22 protein-coding genes and 1 tRNA gene are annotated in these 22,179 nt (G+C 67.7%); 11 read left to right on the top strand and 12 right to left on the bottom strand.

Features of this window, described 5'->3' with window-relative positions:
• Positions 1 to 74 precede the first annotated feature (74 nt).
• Positions 75 to 1,301 (bottom strand): MFS transporter, encoded by a 1,227-nt coding sequence (locus tag FHR73_RS20855; RefSeq protein WP_183633803.1) that lies wholly within the window; start codon positions 1,299 to 1,301, stop codon positions 75 to 77.
• Positions 1,302 to 1,398: 97 nt separating this feature from the next.
• On the opposite strand from FHR73_RS20855, the gene FHR73_RS20850 reads away from it, so the two are divergent.
• Positions 1,399 to 2,319 (top strand): LysR family transcriptional regulator, encoded by a 921-nt coding sequence (locus FHR73_RS20850; RefSeq protein WP_183633802.1) that lies wholly within the window; start codon positions 1,399 to 1,401, stop codon positions 2,317 to 2,319.
• Positions 2,320 to 2,355: 36 nt separating this feature from the next.
• On the opposite strand, the gene FHR73_RS20845 is transcribed toward FHR73_RS20850, so the two are convergent.
• Positions 2,356 to 2,763 (bottom strand): DoxX family protein, encoded by a 408-nt coding sequence (locus FHR73_RS20845; protein WP_183633801.1) that lies wholly within the window; start codon positions 2,761 to 2,763, stop codon positions 2,356 to 2,358.
• A 296-nt stretch (positions 2,764 to 3,059) separates the two neighbouring features.
• Between FHR73_RS20845 and FHR73_RS20840 the strand changes: the two genes are divergently transcribed.
• From FHR73_RS20840 to FHR73_RS20805, 8 genes are all read left to right on the top strand, one after another.
• On the top strand, positions 3,060 to 3,485 hold the full coding sequence (locus FHR73_RS20840) for a DoxX family protein (protein ID WP_183633800.1): 426 nt from the start codon (positions 3,060 to 3,062) through the stop codon (positions 3,483 to 3,485).
• Positions 3,482 to 4,111 (top strand): antibiotic biosynthesis monooxygenase, encoded by a 630-nt coding sequence (locus tag FHR73_RS20835; RefSeq protein ID WP_183633799.1) that lies wholly within the window; start codon positions 3,482 to 3,484, stop codon positions 4,109 to 4,111. The genes FHR73_RS20840 and FHR73_RS20835 overlap by 4 nt, the downstream gene beginning before the upstream one ends.
• A complete protein-coding gene (locus FHR73_RS20830; RefSeq protein ID WP_183633798.1) occupies positions 4,108 to 4,926 on the top strand; it encodes an alpha/beta fold hydrolase in 819 nt (272 codons plus the stop codon). The genes FHR73_RS20835 and FHR73_RS20830 overlap by 4 nt, the downstream gene beginning before the upstream one ends.
• Positions 4,927 to 4,978: 52 nt before the next feature.
• Complete coding sequence (locus FHR73_RS20825; RefSeq protein WP_183633797.1) at positions 4,979 to 6,820, top strand: amidohydrolase; 1,842 nt, start codon at positions 4,979 to 4,981, stop codon at positions 6,818 to 6,820.
• A gap of 11 nt (positions 6,821 to 6,831) precedes the next feature.
• Complete coding sequence (locus tag FHR73_RS20820) at positions 6,832 to 8,427, top strand: MFS transporter (protein ID WP_183633796.1); 1,596 nt, start codon at positions 6,832 to 6,834, stop codon at positions 8,425 to 8,427.
• A gap of 48 nt (positions 8,428 to 8,475) precedes the next feature.
• Positions 8,476 to 9,099, top strand: coding sequence for an isochorismate family cysteine hydrolase YcaC (ycaC, locus tag FHR73_RS20815; RefSeq protein ID WP_059313433.1), 624 nt, complete (start codon positions 8,476 to 8,478; stop codon positions 9,097 to 9,099).
• A 211-nt stretch (positions 9,100 to 9,310) separates the two neighbouring features.
• Positions 9,311 to 10,219, top strand: a complete 909-nt coding sequence (locus FHR73_RS20810; protein ID WP_183633795.1) for a LysR substrate-binding domain-containing protein — start codon at positions 9,311 to 9,313, stop codon at positions 10,217 to 10,219.
• 104 nt (positions 10,220 to 10,323) lie between these two features.
• A complete protein-coding gene (locus FHR73_RS20805; protein WP_183633794.1) occupies positions 10,324 to 10,692 on the top strand; it encodes a hypothetical protein in 369 nt (122 codons plus the stop codon).
• A gap of 941 nt (positions 10,693 to 11,633) precedes the next feature.
• Here FHR73_RS20805 and FHR73_RS20800 read toward each other — a convergent pair.
• Positions 11,634 to 12,509 (bottom strand): LysR substrate-binding domain-containing protein, encoded by an 876-nt coding sequence (locus tag FHR73_RS20800; protein ID WP_183633793.1) that lies wholly within the window; start codon positions 12,507 to 12,509, stop codon positions 11,634 to 11,636.
• A gap of 102 nt (positions 12,510 to 12,611) precedes the next feature.
• On the opposite strand from FHR73_RS20800, the gene FHR73_RS20795 reads away from it, so the two are divergent.
• Both FHR73_RS20795 and FHR73_RS20790 read left to right on the top strand, forming a co-directional pair.
• A complete protein-coding gene (locus tag FHR73_RS20795; protein WP_183633792.1) occupies positions 12,612 to 13,799 on the top strand; it encodes an MFS transporter in 1,188 nt (395 codons plus the stop codon).
• Between the two features lie 106 nt (positions 13,800 to 13,905).
• Positions 13,906 to 14,343 carry a hypothetical protein gene (locus FHR73_RS20790; RefSeq protein ID WP_183633791.1) on the top strand — a complete coding sequence of 146 codons (438 nt, stop codon included), beginning with the start codon at positions 13,906 to 13,908 and terminating at the stop codon, positions 14,341 to 14,343.
• On the opposite strand, the gene FHR73_RS20785 is transcribed toward FHR73_RS20790, so the two are convergent.
• From FHR73_RS20785 to FHR73_RS20745, 9 genes are all read right to left on the bottom strand, one after another.
• Entirely contained in the window at positions 14,316 to 15,227 is a 912-nt protein-coding gene (locus FHR73_RS20785; RefSeq protein WP_183633790.1) for a LysR family transcriptional regulator, read from the bottom strand. The genes FHR73_RS20790 and FHR73_RS20785 overlap by 28 nt on opposite strands.
• A gap of 160 nt (positions 15,228 to 15,387) precedes the next feature.
• Positions 15,388 to 16,488: a redox-regulated ATPase YchF gene (gene ychF / locus FHR73_RS20780; RefSeq protein ID WP_183633789.1), complete on the bottom strand. Its 1,101-nt coding sequence runs from the start codon at positions 16,486 to 16,488 to the stop codon at positions 15,388 to 15,390.
• A gap of 42 nt (positions 16,489 to 16,530) precedes the next feature.
• Positions 16,531 to 17,115: an aminoacyl-tRNA hydrolase gene (pth, locus tag FHR73_RS20775; protein ID WP_183633788.1), complete on the bottom strand. Its 585-nt coding sequence runs from the start codon at positions 17,113 to 17,115 to the stop codon at positions 16,531 to 16,533.
• Positions 17,116 to 17,149: 34 nt separating this feature from the next.
• The gene (locus FHR73_RS20770) at positions 17,150 to 17,773 is read right to left on the bottom strand and encodes a 50S ribosomal protein L25/general stress protein Ctc (RefSeq protein ID WP_183633786.1); all 624 of its coding nucleotides are present in this window, start codon (positions 17,771 to 17,773) and stop codon (positions 17,150 to 17,152) included.
• Between the two features lie 122 nt (positions 17,774 to 17,895).
• A complete protein-coding gene (locus FHR73_RS20765; RefSeq protein WP_007161553.1) occupies positions 17,896 to 18,837 on the bottom strand; it encodes a ribose-phosphate pyrophosphokinase in 942 nt (313 codons plus the stop codon).
• A gap of 41 nt (positions 18,838 to 18,878) precedes the next feature.
• Positions 18,879 to 18,953 (bottom strand) — tRNA-Gln (locus FHR73_RS20760).
• A gap of 25 nt (positions 18,954 to 18,978) precedes the next feature.
• A complete protein-coding gene (gene ispE, locus FHR73_RS20755; RefSeq protein WP_183633845.1) occupies positions 18,979 to 19,833 on the bottom strand; it encodes a 4-(cytidine 5'-diphospho)-2-C-methyl-D-erythritol kinase in 855 nt (284 codons plus the stop codon).
• 2 nt (positions 19,834 to 19,835) lie between these two features.
• On the bottom strand, positions 19,836 to 20,456 hold the full coding sequence (lolB, locus tag FHR73_RS20750) for a lipoprotein insertase outer membrane protein LolB (RefSeq protein ID WP_007161555.1): 621 nt from the start codon (positions 20,454 to 20,456) through the stop codon (positions 19,836 to 19,838).
• Positions 20,453 to 22,177: a tetratricopeptide repeat protein gene (locus FHR73_RS20745; RefSeq protein WP_183633784.1), complete on the bottom strand. Its 1,725-nt coding sequence runs from the start codon at positions 22,175 to 22,177 to the stop codon at positions 20,453 to 20,455. Before FHR73_RS20745 ends, lolB begins: the two co-directional genes overlap by 4 nt.
• Between the last annotated feature and the right edge of the window lie 2 nt (positions 22,178 to 22,179).

Genomic DNA, 22,179 nt, shown 5'->3' with positions numbered 1-22,179 from the left:
GCTGGAAGGAGAATGGTCGTCCTGTTCTGGTTGACGATGCCCCTAGCTGGCCGGTGTCACCTCTTGGTCCGCGATCATTGAAGCCGGCGCGGACGGGCCGGCCAGAGCCGTACGCTCAGCGCCAGCAGGGCGGTCGCCAGCGCCAGGCCGGCGACGCCGCTCCAGCCCAGCCGGGCCAGCAGCAGGCTGCCCAGGGCGGCGCCGCTGGCCATGCCGATGAACATGCCGGTGAAGAGCACCGCGTTGAGCCGGCTGCGCGCCTCGGGTTCCAGGCCGTAGACCTGGGCCTGGTGGGCGATCAGGGTGGCCTGGACGCCCAGGTCGAAGACCACCGTCGCCAGCGCCAGCAGTACCAGGCCGGTCACGCCCGGCAGCCAGGGCAGCAGAAGCAGGCTGGCGAAGGCCAGGGCCGCCAGGCCGATGCCCAGGCGTGTCACCCACTCCGAGCCGTGGCGATCCGCCAGGCGGCCGGCCCAGGGCGCGGCCAGGGCACCGGCGGCACCGGCCAGGCCGAAGGCGCCGGCGGCGGCGCTGCCCAGCTGGAAGGGCCCGGCGTGCAGATAGAGGGCGAGGGTCGACCAGAAGGCGCTGAAGCCGACCGACAGCAGTCCTTGCGCCAGGGTCGCCCGGCGCAGCGCGGCATGCCGGCGCCAGAGCGCGCCCAGGGAGCCGAGCAGGGCCGGATAGCTGAGCCGGGTGGTGGCGGCGAAGGCGGGCAGGCCGCGCCACACCGCCACGCCGATGGCGGCGATGCTCAGGGCGGCGAACAGATAAACCGCCCGCCAGCCGAACCACTCGCCTACCAGGCCGCTGACCACCCGGGACAGCAGGATGCCCAGCAGCAGGCCGGTCATCACCGTGCCGACGATGCGCCCGCGCTCGGCCGGCGGCGCCAGGGTCGCGGCGGCCGGCACCAGGTCCTGGGCCACGGTGGCGGCCAGCCCGGTGACCAGGCTGGCCGCCAGCAACCCGTGCAGCCCCGGCGCCAGGCTGGCGCCCAGCAGCGCCAGCAGCAGTACGGCCAGCTTGGCCAGGATGATGCGGCGGCGGTCGAAGCGATCACCCAGGGGCGCCAGCAGCAGCAGGCCCAGGGCATAGCCGAGCTGGGTGAGGGTGGGGATCAGTCCCACGTCGGCAGCGGGCGCGGACAGGGCACTTGCCAGGATGCCCAGCAGCGGCTGGCTGTAATAGAGGTTGGCCACGCTGAGGCCGGCGCCGGTGGCCAGCAGGCCGAGCAGGGCAGGGGACAGGCGGGTGCTGTGAGGTGAGGTCTGGCTATGCGGGAGTGGAATGTCGGTCATGGCGGTTCATCCGGTGGGAAGACGATGAGCGCATTCTTCACCAGAGCCGTCGCCACCTGTAGCCGAGCGCCCGGTACAGGGGGTATACGTAGGCCGTATGAACATCACCTTTACCCATGACCGTCTCGATCTGCTCGAGACCTTCGTCCGTATCGTCGAGGCTGGCAGCCTGTCGGCGGCTGCGCGCCAGCTTGGCACCACCCAGCCCACCGTCAGCCGGCGCCTGCAGGCATTGGAGGCCGCGCTGCAGGTACGTCTGGTGCAGCGCTCGACCCACGCCCTGCGCCTGACCGAGGACGGCCAGCGCTGCTATCGCCAGGCCCAGCAACTGCTCGGCGACTGGCAGGCCTTCGCCGCCGCCCTGCACGGCGCCCATGCCGAGCCCGAGGGACGGCTGCGGGTGGTGATGCCCCATGCCTTCGGCCAGGAGCAGTTGCTCGATCCACTGGAGACCTATCTGCGGCGCTATCCGGGGATGCAGGTGGACTGGGTGCTCAGCGACCGGGCGCCGAATTTCGTCGCCGATGGCGTCGACTGCGCCATCCGGGTGGGGGTGGTGGAGGATCCGGACACCGTGGCGGTACGCCTGGGCGACGTCCAGCGCATCCTGGTGGCGGCGCCGGAGCTGGCGAGCAGGCTGCAGGCACCCGAGGAGCTGACGGCGCTGCCCTGGATCGCCATGACCCAGTTCTACCAGACCGAACTGCGCCTGCAGCTGGGCGCCACGGGCGAAAGCCGGCTGGTCTCCTTGCGGCCGCGGCTGGCCACTGAGAGTCTCTTCGTCGCCCGGCATGCCGCGGTGCGCGGCCTGGGTTGCGCGGCGCTGTCGCACTGGATGGTGCGCGAGGACGTCGCCGCGGGGCGACTGGTGCACCTACTGCCGGAGTGGCAGGCGGCGCCCCTGCCGATCTATCTCATCTATCCCTACGCCCGGGTCTACCCGGCGCGGCTGCGCCTGTTCCTGGAGCTGGTGCGCGAGGCCTGCGCCAGGATGCTGGATGTGACGGCGCCCGCCTGAACTCGAGGATCGGGCGGGCGCTACGAGCGAGAGCGATCAGGCGAGGCGTGCCGATCGCGCCGGCCGCCGGCCATCCACGCTCAGGGCTCCGGCGCCGAAGGCCGCCACCTGCAGCAGGCCCCCGGCGATGGCGACGTTCTTGAGGAAGTGGATCAGCTGGTTCTGGTCGGCGAAGTGGCTGTGGAACACCAGGGCGGTGACCAGGGTGAAGGCGGCCATGGCCAGGGCCACCGGCCGGGTGCGATAGCCGATCAGCAGCAGGCTGGCGAGTCCCAGTTCCACCACCAGGGCGCCCAGGTAGGCGAGGTCCGGAAAGGGCAGGCCCATGGCGGCGATGTAGCCCTTGGTGGCCGCCGGGGCGAGCAGTTTGCCCACGCCGCTGAACAGGAAGAGGCTGGCGAGCAGCAGGCGGCCGGTGGTGGCGGTGAGGGCTTGGGTGTTCATCGTTGACTGTCCTTCGTGAGGTCCGGCATCCGGCGTGGATGCGATGGGGTCAGATTACTGTCCACTTTCGATTCGATTAAGTAGCCGCGCGGCGTTTAATAGTCCCTCAGGAGTTGACCATTCCCCACATGCTGACCTGGACTGTGACCTGAATCCTTTCAGCCACACGCCACAGCACAGGCGTACAAAAATCAGCACAGACGTCCAAGGCCGCCCACCGTCGTCCGGGTGAAAGTCCGCCCATCGACGGCGCGGGGTCCTTCTCGCAGCCGACTCTTTCAGCAGGAGGATGGGCCATGCGCGAGGCGCGGTTGGATCTGGGACTCTTGTTCCTGCGCCTGGGTGGCGCCGGGCTGCTCCTGGCGGTGCACGGCCTGCCCAAGGCGCTGCATTTCCGCCAGCAACTCGGCCTGATTGAGGACCCGTTGCACCTGGGCGCCTGGCCGACCCTGGGTTTCGCCGTCTTCGCCGAGGTGCTCTGCCCGCTGCTGATCGCCCTGGGCTGGGCGACGCGCCTGGCCTGCCTGCCGATCCTCGGCGTGCTGCTGATCGCGCTGCTGGTGGTGCATCCGCAGTGGTCCCTGGAAGAGGGGCAGTTCGGCTGGCTGCTGCTGGTGCTGTTCGGCACCCTGGCGCTCACCGGGCCGGGTCGCTATTCGCTGGAGGCGCGGCTGGCCAGGCGTCACGCCACTCAGGGCGGTTTCGCCAGGGCGCTGTCATGAGCGCCGTACGCGGACAGGACCTGCAGCAGGCGCACGGCCGCATCGTCACCCTGGTGATCCGCCACCAGCCCCTGGCCGGTCAGCAGGCTGCCTACCAGCGCTGGCTGGAGCGCGCCGTCACCGCCGCCCGCGCGGCCTGCGGCCACCTGGGCGTGGATGTCATCCCGCCGGCCGAGGAGGGCGCCGCCTTTACCACCCTGGTGCGCTTCGCCGACGTCGACCAGCTCCAGGCCTGGCTGGCCTCGCCGGAGCGCCAGGCGCTGATCGCCGAGGTGGCGCCGCTGCTGCGCGAGGCCGATGCCCCCGAGGTGCATGCCGACGCCGAATTCTGGTTCAAGCCGCCACGCTCCGGCGTGCGCCAGCCGCCGGCCTGGAAGCAGGCGGTGCTGACCTACCTGGTCATCGCGCCGCTGACGATGCTGATCCCGCCGCTGTGGCAGCCGCTGTTCGCGCGCTATCCGCTGCTGGCCGGCCCGGTGCCGAGCAACCTGCTGATCACCCTGTGCATCGTGCCGCTGGTGGTGTTCCTGATCATGCCGAGGGTGAGCCGCCTGTGCACGCCCTGGCTCAACGCCCGCTCGGGCGCCTTTTCCACTCCCCCCACCCCTGGAGGCGAACAACCATGAGCACCTTTACCACCCGCGACGGCGTCGAGATCTATTTCAAGGACTGGGGCAGCGGCAAGCCCGTGCTGTTCAGCCACGGCTGGCCGCTGGACGCCGACATGTGGGACTACCAGCTGCACCATCTGGCCAGCCACGGCTATCGCGCCATCGCCTTCGACCGCCGAGGCTTCGGGCGCTCCGGCCAACCGTGGAACGGCTACGACTACGACACCTTCGCCGATGACATCGGCGAGCTGATCGAGCACCTGGACCTGCGCGACGTCACCCTGGTGGGCTTCTCCATGGGCGGTGGCGACGTCAGTCGCTACCTGGCACGCCACGGTTCGGCGCGCGTGGCCAAACTGGCGCTGCTCGGCGCCGTCACCCCGCTGTTCGGGCAGAAGCCGGACTTCCCCCAGGGCGTCGACCAGGGTGTCTTCGACGGTATCCGCGGGGGTCTGCTGAAGGATCGCGCCCAGTTCCTCGCCGACTTCGCGCCGGTGTTCTATGGCACCAACCAGGGCCAGCAGGTCTCCGCGGGCGTCTTCACCCAGACCCTCAACATCGCCCTGCTGGCCTCGCTCAAGGGCACGATCGACTGCGTGACTGCCTTCTCGGAAACCGACTTCCGGCCGGACATGGCCAAGATCGACGTGCCGACCCTGGTGATCCACGGCGACGCCGACCAGGTGGTGCCCTTCGAGACCACCGGCAAGCTCGCCGCCGAGCTGATCCGCGGCGCCGAACTCAAGGTGTACGCCGGCGCCCCCCATGGTTTCGCGGTGACCCACGCCGAGCAACTGAACCGCGACCTGCTGGCCTTCGTCGCCCGCTGAGCCTTCCCGGGCGCCCTGCGCCCGGGCTTCTGACCCTGGTCCCGGAGGCCACATGCAACACGCCGATCTGATCCTGCACAACGGCAAGCTCCACACCGTCGATCCCGAGCGCCCCGAGGCGACTGCGGTCGCCATCAGGGACGGCGTCTTCCTCGCCGTGGGCAGCGACAGTGACGCCATGGCCCATCGCGGTCCGGCCACCCAGGTGGTCGACCTGCGCGGGCGCCGCGCCATCCCCGGCCTCAACGACTCCCACCTGCACCTGATCCGTGGCGGCCTCAACTACAACCTGGAACTGCGCTGGGAGGGCGTGCCTTCGCTGGCCGATGCCCTGCGCATGCTCAAGGACCAGGCCGAGCGCACCCCGGCGCCCCAGTGGGTGCGGGTGGTGGGCGGCTGGAACGAATTCCAGTTCGCCGAGCGGCGGCTGCCGACCCTGGACGAACTCAATCAGGCGGCGCCGGACACCCCGGTGTTCATCCTCCACCTCTATGACCGGGCGCTGCTCAACCGCGCCGCCCTGCGGGTGGTCGGCTACACCCGGGACACGCCCAATCCGCCTGGTGGCGAGATCCAGCGCGATGCCCGCGGCGAGCCTACCGGCATGCTGATCGCCCGGCCCAACGCCATGATCCTCTACGCCACCCTGGCCAAGGGGCCCAAGCTGCCGCTGGAATACCAGGTCAACTCCACCCGCCAGTTCATGCGCGAACTCAATCGCCTGGGACTGACCAGCGCCATCGACGCCGGCGGCGGCTTCCAGAACTACCCGGACGACTACCAGGTGATCCAGGAGCTGGCCGACGCCGACCAGCTTACCGTGCGCATCGCCTACAACCTCTTCACCCAGCGGCCCAAGGAAGAGCTGACCGACTTCAGGAACTGGACCAGCAGCGTCACCCTGCACCAGGGCACCGACTTCCTCCGCCACAACGGCGCCGGCGAGATGCTGGCCTTCTCCGCGGCCGACTTCGAGGACTTCCTCGAACCGCGTCCGGACCTGCCACCCACCATGGAGGCCGATCTGGAGCCCGTGGTGCGTCACCTGGTGGAGCAGCGCTGGCCGTTCCGCCTGCACGCCACCTACGACGAATCCATCTCGCGGATGCTCGACGTCTTCGAGAGTGTCAACCGCGACGTGCCCTTCAACGGGCTGCCGTGGTTCTTCGACCACGCCGAGACCATCAGCCCGCGCAACATCGAGCGGGTCAGGGCGCTCGGCGGCGGCATCGCCATCCAGGACCGCATGGCCTTCCAGGGCGAATACTTCGTCGATCGCTATGGCGCCCAGGCCGCCGAGCAGACCCCGCCGATCCAGCGCATGCTGGCCGCCGGCGTGCCGGTGGGGGCGGGGACCGACGCCACCCGTGTCTCCAGCTACAACCCCTGGACCTCGCTGTACTGGCTGGTCAGTGGCCGTACCGTGGGCGGCCTCGCGCTCTACCAGGAAGGCCTGCCACGGGCCACCGCCCTGCAACTGTTCACCCAGGGCAGCGCCTGGTTCTCCTCGGAGCAAGGCAAGAAGGGCCAGCTGCGGGTCGGCCAGCTGGCTGACGTGGCCGTGCTCTCGGCGGACTTCTTCAGCGTCGAGGAAGAGGCCATCAAGCACCTGGAATCGGTGCTGACCGTGGTCGGTGGCCGTATCGTCCATGGCGCCGAGGAATTCGAGCGCCTGGGTCCGCCGCCCCTGCCGGTCACCCCGGACTGGTCGCCAGTGGTCAAGGTGCCCGGTCACTGGAAGCCCGGCGCGCCGCTGCAGGCCGCCGTGCACCAGTGCGCCGGCGCTTGCTCCGTGCATGGCCACGGCCATGAGCGGGCGCGCCAGAGCCGGGTGCCGGTAAGCGACTTCAGTGGCTTCTGGGGCGCCTTCGGCTGCTCCTGCTTCAGCTTCTGAGGAGCGCCGTCATGACCGCCGCCGCCGTGACTCCCAACGCCGCCTCGCCCTGGCAGCCGCTGCGCCAGCGCACCTTTCGCTGGCTGTGGCTGGCCAGCATCGCCTCCAACATCGGCACCTGGATGCACGAGGTGGGCGCCGGCTGGTTGATGACCTCGCTGTCGGCCAGCCCCCTGGCGGTGGCCCTGGTCCAGGTGGCGGGGGCCTTGCCGATGTTCCTGCTGGCGCTGCCGGCCGGCGCCCTGGCCGACATCGTCGACCGGCGCCGCTATCTGCTCGGCGTGCAGCTGTGGATGGCCGTGGTGGCGCTGGCCCTGGCCGGCCTGACCCTGGCCGGCTGGATGACCGTGCCGCTGCTGCTGGGGCTGACCCTGGCGATGGGCGTGGGCACCGCGCTGATGCTGCCAGCCTGGTCGGCGCTGACCCCCGAGCTGGTCGACAAGCGCGAACTGCCCGCGGCCATCGCCCTGTCCAGCCTGGGCATGAACGTGGCCCGCGCCCTCGGCCCGGCCCTGGCCGGGGTGCTGGTCAGCCTGGCCGGTCCCTGGCTGACTTTCGCCCTCAATGCCGTTTCCTTCCTTGCCGTGATCGTCGCGCTCCTGACCTGGCGACGCCAACCTGCAGCCGCCGTGCTGCCCGCGGAGCGCCTGCTGGGCGCCGTCCGGGTCGGCCTCCGCTATGCCCGCAGCTCGCTCCAGCTGCAGGTGGTGCTGGCCCGGACCGCCGCGTTTTTCCTCGGCGCCAGCGCCGGCATGGCCCTGCTGCCCCTGCTGGTGCGCCAGGCCCTGCAGGGCACCGCCCTGGATTTCGGCATCCTGCTCGGTTGCGTCGGCCTGGGCGCCATCGGCGGCGCCATGCTCCTGCCGCGCCTGCGTGAACGACTCTCCAGCGACCTGCTGGTGGCCGGTGCCAGTGCGCTCTATGCGCTGGTCCTGCTCGGCCTGGCCTGGATCCGCGACTTCGCCTGGCTGCTGCCGGTGATGCTCGCCAGCGGCCTGGCCTGGATCGCCGTGCTCTCCAGCCTGCAGGTGGCGGCCCAGACCGCCGTGCCCGGCTGGGTGCGCGCCCGCGCCCTGGCCGTCTACATCCTGGTGTTCTTTGGCACCAGCGCCTTGGGCGGCTTGCTCTGGGGCGCCCTGGCCAGTCATTTTTCCCTGAGCCTGGCCCTGAGCGCGGCAGCCGGGGTGCTGCTGGCCTGCATCGGGCTGACCTGGCGCCTGCGCCTGCCGGTCACCCCGGCGGCCGACATCGCCCCTTCGCTGCACTGGCCGGCGCCCATCCTCGACGACTCCCTGGACCGCGAGCGCGGCCCGGTGATGGTCACCCTGGAATACGACATCGCCCCCGAGCACGGTCCGGCCTTTCGCCAGGCCATGCAGGCGGTGGGCGCCATGCGCCGACGCAACGGCGCCTTCTCCTGGGCGCTGCTGCAGGACAGCGCCGAACCGCGGCGCTGGCAGGAATTCTTCTGCGACGAATCCTGGCTGGAACACCTGCGCCACCACCACCGCGTCACCCAGGGCGAACAGCGCCTGGAAGCGGCGGCGCGCCAGTACCAGACCCCCGGCGTGCCCATCGCCATCCGCCATCTCCTGGGCGGCGCCTAGCGCACGCCCATTCAATCCCTAACCCACCACCACCCTGAGGACTCCACCATGAGCAAGCCCTACAACCGTCTCGACAAGAACGATGCCGTCGTCCTGCTGATCGACCACCAGGCCGGTCTGATCTCCCTGGTGCAGGATTTCACTCCCAGCGACTTCAAGAACAACGTCCTGGCCCTGGCCAACAGCGCCAAGTTCTTCGGCCTGCCCACCATCCTCACCACCAGCTTCGAGCAAGGCCCCAACGGCCCGCTGGTGCCCGAGCTGGTCGAGCTGTTCCCCGAGGCGCCGTACATCGCCCGGCCCGGCCAGATCAACGCCTGGGACAACGAGGACTTCGTCGCCGCCATCAAGGCCACCGGCCGCAAGCAGCTCATCATCGCCGGCGTGGTGACCGATGTCTGCGTGACCTTCCCGGCCCTGGCCGCCATCGCCGAAGGCTTCGACGTCTTCGTGGTGACCGATGCCTCCGGCACCTTCGACAAGACCGTGCAGCAGGCCGCCTGGGCACGCATGAGCGCCGCTGGCGTACAGCTGATGAACTGGTTCAGCGTCGCCTGCGAACTGCACCGCGACTGGCGCAACGACATCGAGGGCCTGGGCGCCCTGCTGTCCAACCACATCCCCAACTACCGCAACCTGATGACCAGCTACGCCAAGCTGGCCGCCAAGTAAGAGCCTATCCAAAGTCTGCTGCGCGTCGGCCAAACGGCGTTGAAGAGGCCCTGGGTCGCCAGCCCGGTCGGAATGCTCATTTACTATTTGTAAACTCCGCTTCCTCAGGCCTCTTCGCCTTGTTTGGCTCTAGCTCGCGAGACTTTGAACAGACTCTAAGGTAACGACAGTCAGGCGCCCTCCCGGCGCCTGGCCTTCGCGGAGGGATGCCGTGAATCGCAACGACCTGCGCCGCATCGACCTGCACCTGCTGGTGGTGTTCGAAAGCCTGATGCACGAGCGCAACCTCACCCGCACCGCGGAAAAGCTCTTTCTCGGCCAGCCGGCCATCAGCGCCGCCCTGGTACGCCTGCGTCTATTCTTCGACGATCCCCTGCTGGTGCGCAGCGGGCGGGCGATGGAGCCCACGCCGCGGGCCCTCGCCATTCTCGAACGGCTGCGCCCGGCGCTGGACGGCCTGTCCAATGCCCTGAGCGAGGTCGACGACTTCGACCCCGGCGCCAGTCGCGCGGTGTTTCGCCTGGGCATGTCCGACGACGTCGAATGTGGCCTGCTGCCGCCGTTGCTGGCCCATCTGCGCGAGGTGGCGCCGCACTGCGTGCTGGTGGTGCGCAACGCCAACTTCCTGCTCTTGCCCGGCCTGCTGGCCAGCGGCGAGGTGTCCCTGGGCATCAGCTACACCACCCAGCTGCCGGCCAATGCCAAGTGCCGCACCCTGAGGCACATCCGCGCCCTGGTGGTGCGCGCCGACCGCGATCCCGCGCCGCTGACCTTGGACGACTACTGCGCCCGGCCCCATGTGCTGGTGTCCATGTCCGGCGATCTCTGCGGCAACATCGACGACGACCTGGCGCGCCTCGGCCGCAGTCGCAAGGTGGCCCTGGGCGTGCCCCATTTCAACGGCCTCGGCGCGCTGCTGGCCGGCAGCGAATTGCTCGCCACGGTGCCCGACTACGCCGCCCGGGCGCTGGCTGCGGGCGGCGGCCTGCGTATCGAGGAACCGCCGTTTCCCATCGTCCCGGCCAAGCTGTCGCTGGTCTGGCGCGCGGCCCAGGACCAGGACCCGGGCGAGCGCTGGCTGCGCGGCGAGATCATCAGATTCATGGGCGAGACCCCCTAGCGCGGCGGCTATCAGCGCTGTCGATAAGCGCTATCCGCCGGTACGATTTATGGGAGAGGGGGTTGGCTTTCTAGGATGGCTGCATGTCTTCCGGAGCCCCTCCCATGAACCTCGCCATCCTCCGCAACGCCCTCCGCCTGCTGGCCTGTGCCGGCTTCCTCGCCCTGCTGGCCGGCTGCGCCAGCTCCCACAACGCCTACCTCAGGGATGGCAGCACGGCCTACCTGGTGCAGTGCAACGGAGTCTTCGGCAGCTGGTCCGGTTGCACTGGCGAAGCCGAGGAGCGCTGCAGCACCGGCAGTTACCGGGTACTCGCCCGCAACCACCTGGACGGCGCCAGCGAGGCCCAGGCCGAAGCCAGCGTCGCCGGCCAGTCCTACCCGGTGCGCAACCTGCTGGTGCAGTGCCAGGGCGAACAGCTGGCCTGGCGAGTGGGCAACTTCGTGCGCCGGCTGCCGGTCAGCGAGGGTTGAGGGTAGCCCAGCAGGCTGCCGCGCGTTCTGCAGCGCCTGAACACTTGCTCTGTTAGCCTGCCCGAATAGCCCCCTCTCCCTCTGGGAGAGGGCTGGGGTGAGGGCGCTCCCCGCACAGCGACGTCATCCTCGGAAAAGGCTGCGCCGTTTTCCAGCCTACGCTCCGATAGAGCTGAACGCCTGCTCGAATAGCCCCCTCTCCCTCTGGGAGAGGGCTGGGGTGAGGGCGCTCCGCACAACGACGTCACCCCTGGAAAAGGCTGTGTCGTTTTCCAGGCTACGCTCCGATAGAGCTGAACGCCTGCTCGAATAGCCCCCTCTCCCTCTGGGAGAGGGCTGGGGTGAGGGTGTTCCCCGCACAACGACATCATCCTTGGAAAAGGCTGCGCCGTTTTCCAGGCTACGCTCCGATAGAGCTGAACGCTCGCTCGAATAGCCCCCTCTCCCTCTGGGAGAGGGCTGGGGTGAGGGCGTTCCCCGCACAACGACGTCATCCCTGGAAAAGACTGCGCCGTTTTCCAGGCTACGGCTCTGCAATCAGACCGTAGGTTGGGTTGAGACGGCTCCATCGTCGAAGCCCAACAGGGATGTTCAGCCTCGGTCAATGTTGGGCTTCGCTGCGCTCAACCCAACCTACGCGGGCTCCAAGGCGCGGGCGCATTGGCGGGCCACCATGGCCGCGACGAGCCAAGCAGATTGCGATAGACCGTAGGTTGGTTTGAGACGGCTCCATCGTCGAAGCCCAACAGGGATGTTCAGCCTCGGGCAATGTTGGGCTTCGCTGCGCTCAACCCAACCTACGCGGGCTCCAAGGCGCGGCCGCATCAGAATCGCGGACCAAGAAGCGACTCACGCCCCAGGGGCCCGTCACCGGACCATACTCCGGCACGTAGCCCGCGCGGATCGCCTCAACGGCTGCACGGCCGACCGATGAGCGAGGGCTAATCCGCCAGCGCCTCTTCCAGGACCTTGAGAAACTCCCGCGTCGCCGGCGTCGGCAGGGGCGACCAGATGGCGTGGACGTTACGCTGCGGCGCATCGCTGACCGGCACCCGGGCCAGGTCGGCAAAGGTGCTGGCGATACTCTGGGGCACCAGGCCGATGGCCAGGCCGCGGCGGACGAAGCGCTCCAGCAACTGCATGTTGCCCGTCTCGAAACGCACCCGATGGGGCAGGCCCAGGGCGGCGAAGGCCTCGTCGGTCTGCCGCCGGGCACCGCTGCCTGCGGGCAGGTCCACCAGCGGCAGATCCACCAGCTCGTGGAGCGACAGCCTCTCCCGTCCCGCAAGAGCGTGCGCGGCCGGCAGCACCGCCACCAGTTCCTCGCTGAGCAGCAGGCGGCTGTCCACCGCCTCCAGGGCCACCTGGCGCGACAGGCCGATCAGGGCGAAATCCAGTTGCCGCTCGCGCACCGCCGCCAGCAGCGTCTCGCTCTTGTCCTGGCGCAGGCGGATGTCCACTTGGGGATGACGGGCATGGAAGGTGGCCAGCAACTCGACGATATCCAGGCGCGGCACTGAAGAGATCAGGCCCAGCGTCAGGGTGCCGCGAATGGCGCCGACCGCGGCGGCCACGTCCTGCTGCAACCGTTCCACCGCCGCCAGCGCCTGGCGCGCATGGACCAGCAACGCCTCGCCGGCGGGAGTGATGCGCACCTGGCGCGGCAGGCGCTCGAACAGGGTGGCGCCCAACTCGGCTTCCAGGCGGGCGATCTGGTGACTGAGCGCCGATTGCACCACATGGCAACGCTCGGCGGCGCGGGTGAAGTGGCGCTCCTCGGCCAGGGCGACGGCGAATTCCAGCTGCTTGAGATTCATGGTGCTATCTTTAAATGAGATCGAAGCCATCTTAACGATTCATTTAACCGATAGCTGCCGTTGGCCGATACTGACCAGCCCCTTTCTTGCCGGACCCTGCGGATGTCGAACCCCACGCCTCCTCTCAGCCGCTGGCTGACCCTGCTCATGGCCGTCGCCACCGGCATCGCCGTAGCCAGCAACTACTACAACCAGCCGCTGCTGCACACCATCGCCCAGCGCTTCGACCTCAGCTACACCCAGGCCGGCAGCATCGTCACCACCGCCCAACTCAGCTACGCCGCCGGCCTCCTGCTGCTGGTGCCCCTGGGGGACCTGCTGGAGCGCCGCCGGCTGATCGTCACCATGAGCGTGATCGCCGCCGCCGGCCTGGCCTTGAGCGCCACCGCCACCAGTCTGACCTGGCTGCTGGTGGGCACCGCCATGACCGGGCTCTTCTCGGTGGTGGCCCAGGTGCTGGTGCCCTTCGCCGCGACCCTGGCCGCGCCGGAGCAGCGGGGCAGGGCGGTGGGCACGGTGATGAGCGGACTCATCCTCGGCATCCTGCTGGCCCGCACCGTGGCCGGCGCACTCTCGTCCCTGGGCGACTGGCGTACCGTCTATGCCGTGGCGGCCGGTCTGATGCTGGCCACCGCCCTGGCCCTGCAGCTGGCGCTGCCGCGCTATCAGCAATCGGCGGGCCTGAGCTATCCGCGGCTGCTGGGTTCGGTGTTCGAGCTCTTGCGCGACGAACCCCTGCACCGCCTGCGCACCCTGCTGGGTTGCCTGGGCTTCGCCGTCTTCGCGGTGTTCTGGACGCCCCTGGCCTTTCTGCTCGCCGCCGAACCCTATGGCTTCAGCGACGGCACCATCGGCCTGTTCGGTCTCGCCGGCGCCGTGGGCGCGCTGGCTGCCAACCTGGCCGGGCGCATGGCCGACCAGGGCAAGGGAGGGCTCGCCACCAGCATCGGCCTGGCCTCCCTGACCCTGGCCTGGCTGCCCCTGGCCTTCGCCCAGCAGTCGCTGGCGGCGCTGCTGGTCGGCATCCTGGTGCTGGATCTCGCCGTGCAGCTCAGCCACGTCAGCAACCAGAACGTGGTCTATCGGCTGCGCCCGGAAGCCCGTAGCCGCCTCAACGCCGGCTACATGACCGGCTACTTCCTTGGCGGCTCCCTGGGTTCGCTGCTGTCGGCACGACTGTACGAACACTTCGGCTGGACCGGCGTCAGCCTGGCCGGGTGCCTGCTGGCCGCCACGGCGCTGGCCGTCTGGTGCCTGTTCCTGCTGCGTCAGCGTCAGGCGCGCGCCTGAACGCCATTATCAGCGCGGTCGATGATCGCTATCCCGAGGGACGATTTCTAGGCGCGGGGTGGGCTGGCGACAATGAGTCCACACCCACCCGACACAGGTACTCGCCATGAAAGCCCTCACCGCCCTCTTCGCCGCCACCCTGCTCACCACCGCCATCGCCCAATCCGCCCAGGCCGAGGAAAGCGCCCTGCGCCCCCTGGGTTCGCTAATCGAAACGCACCAGCAGCAGGATCGCACCCTGGCCGAGAACGGCGCTGAGCGCAGCCTGCAGCCCTCGATCCAGCGTCAGCAACAGCGCCTCGATCCGCGTCGCACCCTGGCCGAGAACGGCGCCGAGCGCAGTCTGCAACCCTCGATCCAGCGTCAGCAACAGCGCCTCGATCCGCGTCGCGCCCTGGCCGAAAACGGTGCCGAGCGCAGCCTGCAACCCTCGATCCAGCGCCAGCAACAGCGCCTGGACGGCCAACGCCTGGCCGCCGACGGCGCCGAGCGGACCCTCCAGCAGTGGCCCCAGCGTCAACCGACTCGCGGCGCCGTGGCGTGAGTCGGCCGGACCGTCAGCCGGTCGCGCAGATAGTCCGAGAACAGCTGGACGATGCGCGCCGACTGACGATGCTGGGGATAGACCGCATAGACCGCCGCGCTGGGCAGGGCGAAGTCTTCCAGCACCTGCACCAGCGCCCCTGAGGCCAGCGCCGCGCCGATGATGAAGGTCGGCAGCACCGCGATGCCCTGACCGGCGATGGCCGCGTCCCGCACCACTTCCCCGTTGTTGGCCCTGAGTTGACCCTGCATGGGTAGCACCAGCGGCTTGCCCCCACGCTGAAAGCGCCATTCCACCTGGCGGCCATGCCCATAGAGCAGACAGCTGTGCTCGGCCAGATCCTCCGGCTGCAGCAGCGGCGGCGCCTTCTGCAGATAATCCGGACTGGCACAGGTCACCAGCTGCATCTCGGTCAGGCGCTTGGCGATCAGACTGGAATCGGCCAGGGTGCCGATGCGGATCGACATGTCGTAGCCCTCCGCTAGCAGATCCACCGCCCGGTCATTGAGATCCAGCTCCAGGCGGATCTGCGGATAGGCCGAGAGAAAATCCGGCAGCAGGGGACTCAGGTGCAGGGTGCCAAAGGTCATGGGCGCACTGACGCGTAGCACTCCCTGGGGCACCGTCCGCCGGCTGGAAAGCAATTCCTCGGTGTCGTTGACGTCTTCGAGGATCTTCACCGCCCGTTCGTAGAGCAGCATTCCCAACTCGGTCGCCTGCAGGCGCCGCGTGGTGCGATTGAGCAGTCGCACCCCCAGACTTTCCTCCAGGGCCATGGTCCGCCGGCTGACGTATTGCTTGGACAGCCCCAGCTTGTCGGCGGCGGCGGTGAAGCTGCCCTCGTTCAGGGTGGTGACGAACAGGCGCAGGTCTTCGAAATTCATGGCGGCATCCAGGCAGCGGGAGACGTTTGACGACGGTCGGATCGCCGTCATTGTGCCAAATCGCCAGGCGTCCAGCGTCAGCCAGGCCGCTGGCGAGCGCGCAAAAGAAAACCCCCTCGCCACCTTGCGGTGAGGAGAGGGTTCTGGCGTTCGCCGTCGCTTAGACGTTGAAGCGGAAGTGCATGACATCACCGTCCTTGACGATGTAGTCCTTGCCTTCCAGGCGCCACTTGCCGGCTTCCTTGGCGCCGTTCTCGCCCTTGAAGGCGATGAAGTCGGCATAGGCCACCACTTCGGCGCGGATGAATCCCTTCTCGAAGTCGGTGTGGATGGCGGCGGCCGACTGGGGCGCGGTGGCGCCGACGCGGACTGTCCAGGCACGGACTTCCTTCACCCCGGCGGTGAAGTAGGTCTGCAGGTTGAGCAGTTCGTAGCCGGCGCGGATCACCCGGTTCAGGCCCGGCTCTTCCATGCCCATGGACTCGAGGAACATCTGCTTTTCCTCGTCGTCATCCAGTTCGGCGATTTCCGCCTCGATCTTGTTGCACACCGGCACCACCACGGCGCCTTCTTCTTCGGCGATGGCACGGACCACGTCCAGATGCGGGTTGTTCTCGAAGCCGTCTTCGGCGACGTTGGCGATGTACATCACCGGCTTGCTGGTCAGCAGGTGGAAGCTGCGCACCAGGCGCTTCTGTTCGTCGTCCAGGCCCTTCAGCAGGCTACGGGCAGGCTTGCCGGCTTCGAAGTGGGGGATCAGCTGCTCCAGCAGGGCCTTTTGCGCCAGGGCTTCCTTGTCACCGCCCTTGGCGTTGCGGGTCACGCGCTGCAGTTGCTTCTCGCAGCTGTCGAGGTCGGCGAAGATCAGCTCCAGGTCGATCACCTCGATGTCCCGCTTGGGATCCACCGAATTCGACACGTGGATGACGTTCTCGTCTTCGAAGCAGCGCACCACGTGGGCGATGGCGTCGGTCTCGCGGATGTTGGCGAGAAACTTGTTGCCCAGGCCTTCACCCTTGGAGGCACCGGCCACCAGGCCCGCGATGTCGACGAACTCCATGGTGGTGGGGATCACCCGCTCGGGTTTGACGATCTCCGCCAGGGCATTCAGTCGTGCATCGGGCATGGGCACGATGCCGCTGTTGGGCTCGATGGTGCAGAAGGGGAAGTTTTCCGCCGCGATACCAGATTGGGTCAGGGCATTGAACAGGGTGGACTTGCCGACGTTGGGCAGGCCGACGATGCCGCAATTGAATCCCATGGTGTGTGTCCTCGCGGAAGAAAAGGAAGAGGGTAGGGTAGGTCAGGCCTTGCGGCTGTGCAGGCGTTGCATGGCGCGGGTCAGGTCGCCGCTCAGCAGCTCCGGAACCACCTCCAGGGCGGCATCGATGCTGGTGTCGAGCAGGTCCTGCTCGCTGCGCGGTGCGCGGCCCAGCACGAAATTGGAGACCAGGCTGGCATGCCCCGGATGACCGATGCCCAGGCGCAGGCGCTGGAAGCCGTTCTGATTGCCGAGCTGGGCGATGATGTCGCGCAGTCCGTTGTGCCCCCCATGGCCGCCGCCGGTCTTGAGACGGGCGGTACCGGGTGGCAGGTCGAGTTCGTCGTGTGCCACCAGGATGGCTGCCGGCGGGATGCGGAAGAAGCCGGCGAGCGCCGCCACGGCCTGGCCGCTGCGGTTCATGTAGGTGGTGGGGATGAGCAGACGAACATCGTTGCCCGCGTGGCGAAAGCGCCCCACGAGGCCATGATACTTGCGCTCGACAGCCAGGCTCGCGCCTTGGGCGGCTGCCAATCGCTCAACGAAAAGGGCCCCTGCATTGTGCCGGGTCTGGTCGTATTCGGGGCCCGGATTACCCAGGCCGACGATCAGTTGGACGGCAGTCATGTCAAGAGCCCTTCTCTTTCAGGCGTGCGAGAACTTACTCGGCAGCGCCTTCTTCGGCAGCGCCGTCTTCAGCTTCTTCACGGATGCGCGGCATGTGGATGCTGGCAACCGGCAGATCGCTGCCGTGGGCCAGGGACACCAGCTCGACGCCAGCCGGGACGTTCAGGTCGCTCAGGTGAACGATCTGGTCCAGCTCGACCTTGGCCATGTCGACTTCGATGAATTCCGGCAGGTCTTTCGGCAGGCAGGAAACTTCGACTTCGTTGATGGTGTGCAGGATCTCGCCACCCTGTTGCTTCACGCCCACGGAGCTTTCCTGGTTCATGAAGTGCAGGGGCACGTGAGCGGTCAGCTTCTGACCGGCGACGACGCGCAGGAAGTCGGCGTGCATGACGTAGCCCTTGGAGGGGTGACGCTGCAGGGCCTTGACCAGGACGCTTTCGTTGCTGCCATCAACCTTCAGGGTGATGACGCTGGCGAAGGCGGCTTCGCTTTCCAGCATCTTGGCCAGGTCTTTGCCGACCAGGGTGATGGACGTCGGGGCCTTTTCGCCACCGTAGATCACGGCGGGAACGTTACCGGCATTGCGACGCAGGCGGCGGCTCGCACCTTTCCCCAGGTCGGAACGCACTTCGGCATTCAGAGTGAAATCTACCATTGTGAATCTCCAAGATAAGGAATCGGCAGTCCGAGACTTGCGACCAGTTCTACGGCCCTACCGACTAAAAAGCCCCGGTAGACCGTCACGGCCTTCCGGGGCGCTTCCAGAGCGGCTGTTCCTTAACGGAACATCGCGCTGATGGATTCTTCGTTGCTGATCCGACGTACCGCCTCGGCCACCACCGGCGCGATGTCCAGCTGGCGGATACGGCTGCAGGCCTGAGCCGCGGCGGACAGCGGAATGGTGTTGGTCACCACCAGCTCGTCCAGCACGGAGTTGTCGATGTTCTCGATGGCCCGACCCGACAGCACCGGGTGGGTGCAGTAGGCCAGGACCTTGGCGGCGCCGTGTTCCTTCAGGGCCTTGGCCGCGTGGCACAGGGTGCCGGCGGTATCGACCATGTCGTCGACCAGCACGCAGGTGCGGTCCTGGATGTCACCGATGATGTGCATCACTTCCGACTGGTTGGCCTTGGGACGACGCTTGTCGATGATCGCCAGGTCCACACCCAGGCTCTTGGCCACGGCGCGCGCACGCACCACGCCACCGATATCCGGGGAGACGATCATCAGATTTTCGAAACGCTGGTCTTCGATGTCATCCACCAGGGCGGGGGAGCCGTAGATGTTGTCCACGGGAATATCGAAGAAGCCCTGGATCTGGTCGGCGTGCAGATCGACGGTGAGCACACGATTGATGCCCACCACGGTCAGCATGTCAGCCACGACCTTGGCGGTGATGGCGACGCGTGCGGAACGCGGACGGCGATCCTGGCGCGCATAACCGAAATAGGGGATGACTGCGGTGATACGAGTGGCCGAGGAGCGGCGGAAGGCATCGGCCATCACCACCAGTTCCATCAGGTTGTCGTTGGTCGGCTCGCAGGTGGGCTGGATGATGAAGACATCCTTGCCCCGTACGTTCTCGTTGATTTCGACACTGATCTCGCCATCGGAGAATTTTCCGACGGAGACGTCACCGAGAGGGATATGCAGCTGGCGCACGATGCGCCGTGCCAGATCGGGGTTGGCGTTCCCCGTGAAGACCATCATCTTGGACACGCTGCAGTTCCTGCGGCTTGAGGTGGGTCTTGGAAGGAAAATGGCAGGGGCGGCTGGATTCGAACCAACGCATGGCAGGATCAAAACCTGCTGCCTTACCGCTTGGCGACGCCCCTGTATCTTGCAGAGTACTAGCTGTACTCATTCTCTGGTCAGGCTTGCCAGCGCCCGGTGCAACATGGAAGTGTTGCTACCTTTGGCTACGAAGCCTGGAAGTGATGCTGGTAGCTGGCTAGCTACTGTATCAGCTTCGGTCTTATTTGGAAAGCTTCCAAATATGCAACCTCCAGTGCCGGTTAATCTAGCTGAAACAAATTTGTTTAGCAAGATCAAAGCGTTACGAATTTCTGGGTAACGCCTTTCGACCGTACTCTGGCAGTCGTTTCGACCTGACCACTTGAGAACGGCGCAAACTTTAATGGGGGGAGTGTCCCGTGTCAACAGCGGATCGGAAAAAATTTCTGCTGTACTTACAGAGACTTGCGGCACGGCCACGAGATACCAGGGTTCCGGGGGGGCGACCGGGGTGAGCTTTTCACCCACGCCCTCGGCGAAGGCGGCCTGGCCACGGACGAATACCGGCACGTCGGCGCCCAGGCGCAGCCCCAGTGCCGCCAGGTCGTCGAGGCTGGCGCCCAGGCCCCAGAGATGATTCAGGCCGAGCAGGGTGGTGGCGGCATCCGAACTGCCGCCACCAATGCCGCCACCCATGGGCAGGCGCTTGGTCAGCCAAAGGTCGGCACCCTGGCGGGTGCCGCTTTCCTGCTGCAGCAGCCGGGCGGCGCGCAGGATGAGATTCTGCTCGGGGGCGACGCCCGGCAGGCCGTCGTGCAGGTGCAATTCGTCGTCATCGCGTCCGGCAAAGCCCAGGTCGTCGCCCCAGTCGAGAAACTGGAACAGCGTCTGCAGCTCGTGATAGCCGTCCGGGCGGCGGCCGAGGATGTGCAGGAACAGATTGAGCTTGGCCGGCGCCGGCAGGGTGAAGGCAGGCGCCATGGTCATTTGCCCAGCTCGCGCGGCTGCCAGGTCTTCACCACCAGAATGACTTCCAGGTCCTTGCCGGTGAGCTTGAGGCGCTCGGGCAGGGTGTAGCCGTTCTGCTCGGTGTAACGGGTGTATTCGACGGTCCAGCCGTCCTGTACCAGGCGCGCCAGGTGGCTGTCGGCGTCCAGGGTCAACTGGCTGCGACTGTCCGGCGCCGGCAGGCCGCGCACCCACCAGAGCAGGTGCGAGACCGGCAGGCGCCAGCCGAGTTGCTGTTCCAGCAGGGCCTCGGGGGAATCGGCCTGGTAGCTGCCCTGGCCGGAGACATCGAGGGTGACGGCACCCGGACGCCCGGTGAGCCGGGTGGCGCCACGGCCGAGGGGGCCGGCCAGGCGGATGTCGTAGTAGTCCTGGCGCTGCAGCCAGAACAGGGTGCCGCTACCGGAATCGCGCGGGGCGCGGATGCCGACCTTGCCGTCGATCTGCCAGCCGTCGAGGGCGGCGATACGTTGCTTGTGGGCCTGCCACTGGGCGGCATTGCCCTGGCCTTCCACGGCCTCCTGGCGAGAGGTGCTGGCGCAACCGGCCAGCAGGGCGAGCAGGAACAGGGTGAAGAGGGTACGCACGCGGATCATCGGAGGGTTTCGCTTCCAGTCAGGCGTTTGAGGGTGCTGCGCAGGATGGCGTCATCGGCGTCGGCGTCGAGGCCCACGCGCCAGACCTTGCGCGCTTCGCTGCGCTTGCCCTGGGCCCAGAGCACCTCGCCCAGATGGGCCGCCACTTCGGCGTCGGGAAAGCGTTCGTAGGCCTGGCGCAGATAGCGTTCGGCGTCGGCCAGCTGGCCCTGGCGATAGCGGATCCAGCCCATGCTGTCGAGGATCGCCGGGTCGTCCGGACTCAGCTGGTGCGCCTTGTCGATCAGCTGGCGCGCCTCGGCCAGTCGCGGGGTGCGATCGGCCAGGGTGTAGCCGAGGGCGTTGAGCGCCATGGCGTTGTCGGGGTCGTGGGCGATGATGTAGCGCAGATCGGCCTCCAACTGACCGAGATCGCCGCGCTTTTCCGCCAGCATGGAGCGGACATAGAGCAGGTTGAGGTCGTTGGGATACTGCTGCAAGGCCTGCTGCACGGTCTGGTCGGCGAGGGTGGTCTGGTCGGCACTGGCCAGGCCTTCGACTTCCAGCAGATAGAGCGGCACGGCGTATTCGCTCTGGCGCTTGCGGGCATCGGCCAGGCGCTGACGGGCCTCGGCGATACGGCCGCTGCCCAGCAGGATTTCCGCCTGGCGCTGCTGGGCGGCCAGGTAGTCGGTGCCTGGCCCGACCTGGGTGTATTCGGCCAGCGCCTGCTCGGGCTGGTCGAGTTCTTCGTAGCTGCGACCCAGGTTGAGGTGCGCGGCGTCCACATGGCTGCCGCGGTCGATCAGTTCTTTCAGATAGATCTGGGCTTCGCGCCAGGCCTGGGCTTCCAGGCAGACCAGCGCCAGGGAGAATCTCAGGTCGTCGTCGTCCGGGAACTGGGTGACCAGCTCGGCGAATTCGCGCTTTGCCTGGTCCAGGCGATCCAGTTCCACCAGCAGCCGGGCATGGGCCAGGCGCAGGCGGCGGTCTTCCGGGTGCTGGCGGATGCCGGCTTCGAGCAGCGGCAGGGCCTCGGCGCTGCGGTCCTGGCTCTGCAACAGGCGGGCGCGCAGGAGCAGCGGCGCGACTTCGCGCCTGGCCGCCGGATTGCGCTCCAGCAGCTTGAGGGCTTCGTCAGCCCGGCCATCCTGCTGCAAGAGCAGCGCCTTGCCGAACAGCAGCTGGCCATTGTGCGGATACTTGGCCAGCAGCCGGTCGAAGCTCTTGAGCAGGCCGGCGCGGGTGGTCTCGTCGGTTTCAGCCGCCGAGAGGGCGAGGAAATCGAAATGGGTGTCGCCCTGACCCTGGAGCACGCGCTCCATGTAGACCATGGATTCGTCATAGCGACCGGCGCGGGCCAGCATGATGGCGGCGGCGCGCTGGGCATCCAGGTTGTCGGGGGCGTTGCGCGCCCAGATCTGCGCGGTTTCCAGCGCCGGGGTATCGGCGCCCAGGTATTCGGCGATGCGGAAGGCCCGCTCGGCTATCCCCGGATCCTGGGTCGACTTGGCCTGCTCGACATAGTTGGTCAGGGCGATGTCGAAACGGTTGCGCTGACCGGCCAGCTCGCCGACCAGCAGGTCATAGAGGGTGTCTTCGCGAAAGGAGCCGGCCGGTTGCGGCGTGCTGGTCTTGGCGGTGGGCGGCGGGATGGCGGCGGCGGGCGTCGGCTGCCGGCCGAGGTTCTGGCAGCCGGCGAGCAGCAGGGCGGTCGTCAGCAGCGCAAGGTATCTGGTCATAG

Source organism: Pseudomonas sp. AS2.8, from assembly GCF_014190935.1.
Taxonomy (GTDB): Bacteria; Pseudomonadota; Gammaproteobacteria; order Pseudomonadales; family Pseudomonadaceae; genus Chryseomonas.
The sequence above is the reverse complement of the archived record's forward strand: the minus strand, read 5'-3'. Positions and strand labels throughout refer to the sequence as shown.

What these genes read in the sequence shown, in the direction of transcription:
- FHR73_RS20855 (WP_183633803.1), bottom strand. Translation starts at nt 1,301, where the DNA reads ATGACCGACATTCCACTCCCGCATAGCCAGACCTCACCTCACAGCACC.
- FHR73_RS20850 (WP_183633802.1), top strand. Translation starts at nt 1,399, where the DNA reads ATGAACATCACCTTTACCCATGACCGTCTCGATCTGCTCGAGACCTTC.
- FHR73_RS20845 (WP_183633801.1), bottom strand. Translation starts at nt 2,763, where the DNA reads ATGAACACCCAAGCCCTCACCGCCACCACCGGCCGCCTGCTGCTCGCC.
- FHR73_RS20840 (WP_183633800.1), top strand. Translation starts at nt 3,060, where the DNA reads ATGCGCGAGGCGCGGTTGGATCTGGGACTCTTGTTCCTGCGCCTGGGT.
- FHR73_RS20835 (WP_183633799.1), top strand. Translation starts at nt 3,482, where the DNA reads ATGAGCGCCGTACGCGGACAGGACCTGCAGCAGGCGCACGGCCGCATC.
- FHR73_RS20830 (WP_183633798.1), top strand. Translation starts at nt 4,108, where the DNA reads ATGAGCACCTTTACCACCCGCGACGGCGTCGAGATCTATTTCAAGGAC.
- FHR73_RS20825 (WP_183633797.1), top strand. Translation starts at nt 4,979, where the DNA reads ATGCAACACGCCGATCTGATCCTGCACAACGGCAAGCTCCACACCGTC.
- FHR73_RS20820 (WP_183633796.1), top strand. Translation starts at nt 6,832, where the DNA reads ATGACCGCCGCCGCCGTGACTCCCAACGCCGCCTCGCCCTGGCAGCCG.
- ycaC (WP_059313433.1), top strand. Translation starts at nt 8,476, where the DNA reads ATGAGCAAGCCCTACAACCGTCTCGACAAGAACGATGCCGTCGTCCTG.
- FHR73_RS20805 (WP_183633794.1), top strand. Translation starts at nt 10,324, where the DNA reads ATGAACCTCGCCATCCTCCGCAACGCCCTCCGCCTGCTGGCCTGTGCC.
- FHR73_RS20800 (WP_183633793.1), bottom strand. Translation starts at nt 12,509, where the DNA reads ATGAATCTCAAGCAGCTGGAATTCGCCGTCGCCCTGGCCGAGGAGCGC.
- FHR73_RS20795 (WP_183633792.1), top strand. Translation starts at nt 12,612, where the DNA reads ATGTCGAACCCCACGCCTCCTCTCAGCCGCTGGCTGACCCTGCTCATG.
- FHR73_RS20790 (WP_183633791.1), top strand. Translation starts at nt 13,906, where the DNA reads ATGAAAGCCCTCACCGCCCTCTTCGCCGCCACCCTGCTCACCACCGCC.
- FHR73_RS20785 (WP_183633790.1), bottom strand. Translation starts at nt 15,227, where the DNA reads ATGAATTTCGAAGACCTGCGCCTGTTCGTCACCACCCTGAACGAGGGC.
- ychF (WP_183633789.1), bottom strand. Translation starts at nt 16,488, where the DNA reads ATGGGATTCAATTGCGGCATCGTCGGCCTGCCCAACGTCGGCAAGTCC.
- pth (WP_183633788.1), bottom strand. Translation starts at nt 17,115, where the DNA reads ATGACTGCCGTCCAACTGATCGTCGGCCTGGGTAATCCGGGCCCCGAA.
- FHR73_RS20770 (WP_183633786.1), bottom strand. Translation starts at nt 17,773, where the DNA reads ATGGTAGATTTCACTCTGAATGCCGAAGTGCGTTCCGACCTGGGGAAA.
- ispE (WP_183633845.1), bottom strand. Translation starts at nt 19,833, where the DNA reads ATGGCGCCTGCCTTCACCCTGCCGGCGCCGGCCAAGCTCAATCTGTTC.
- lolB (WP_007161555.1), bottom strand. Translation starts at nt 20,456, where the DNA reads ATGATCCGCGTGCGTACCCTCTTCACCCTGTTCCTGCTCGCCCTGCTG.
- FHR73_RS20745 (WP_183633784.1), bottom strand. Translation starts at nt 22,177, where the DNA reads ATGACCAGATACCTTGCGCTGCTGACGACCGCCCTGCTGCTCGCCGGC.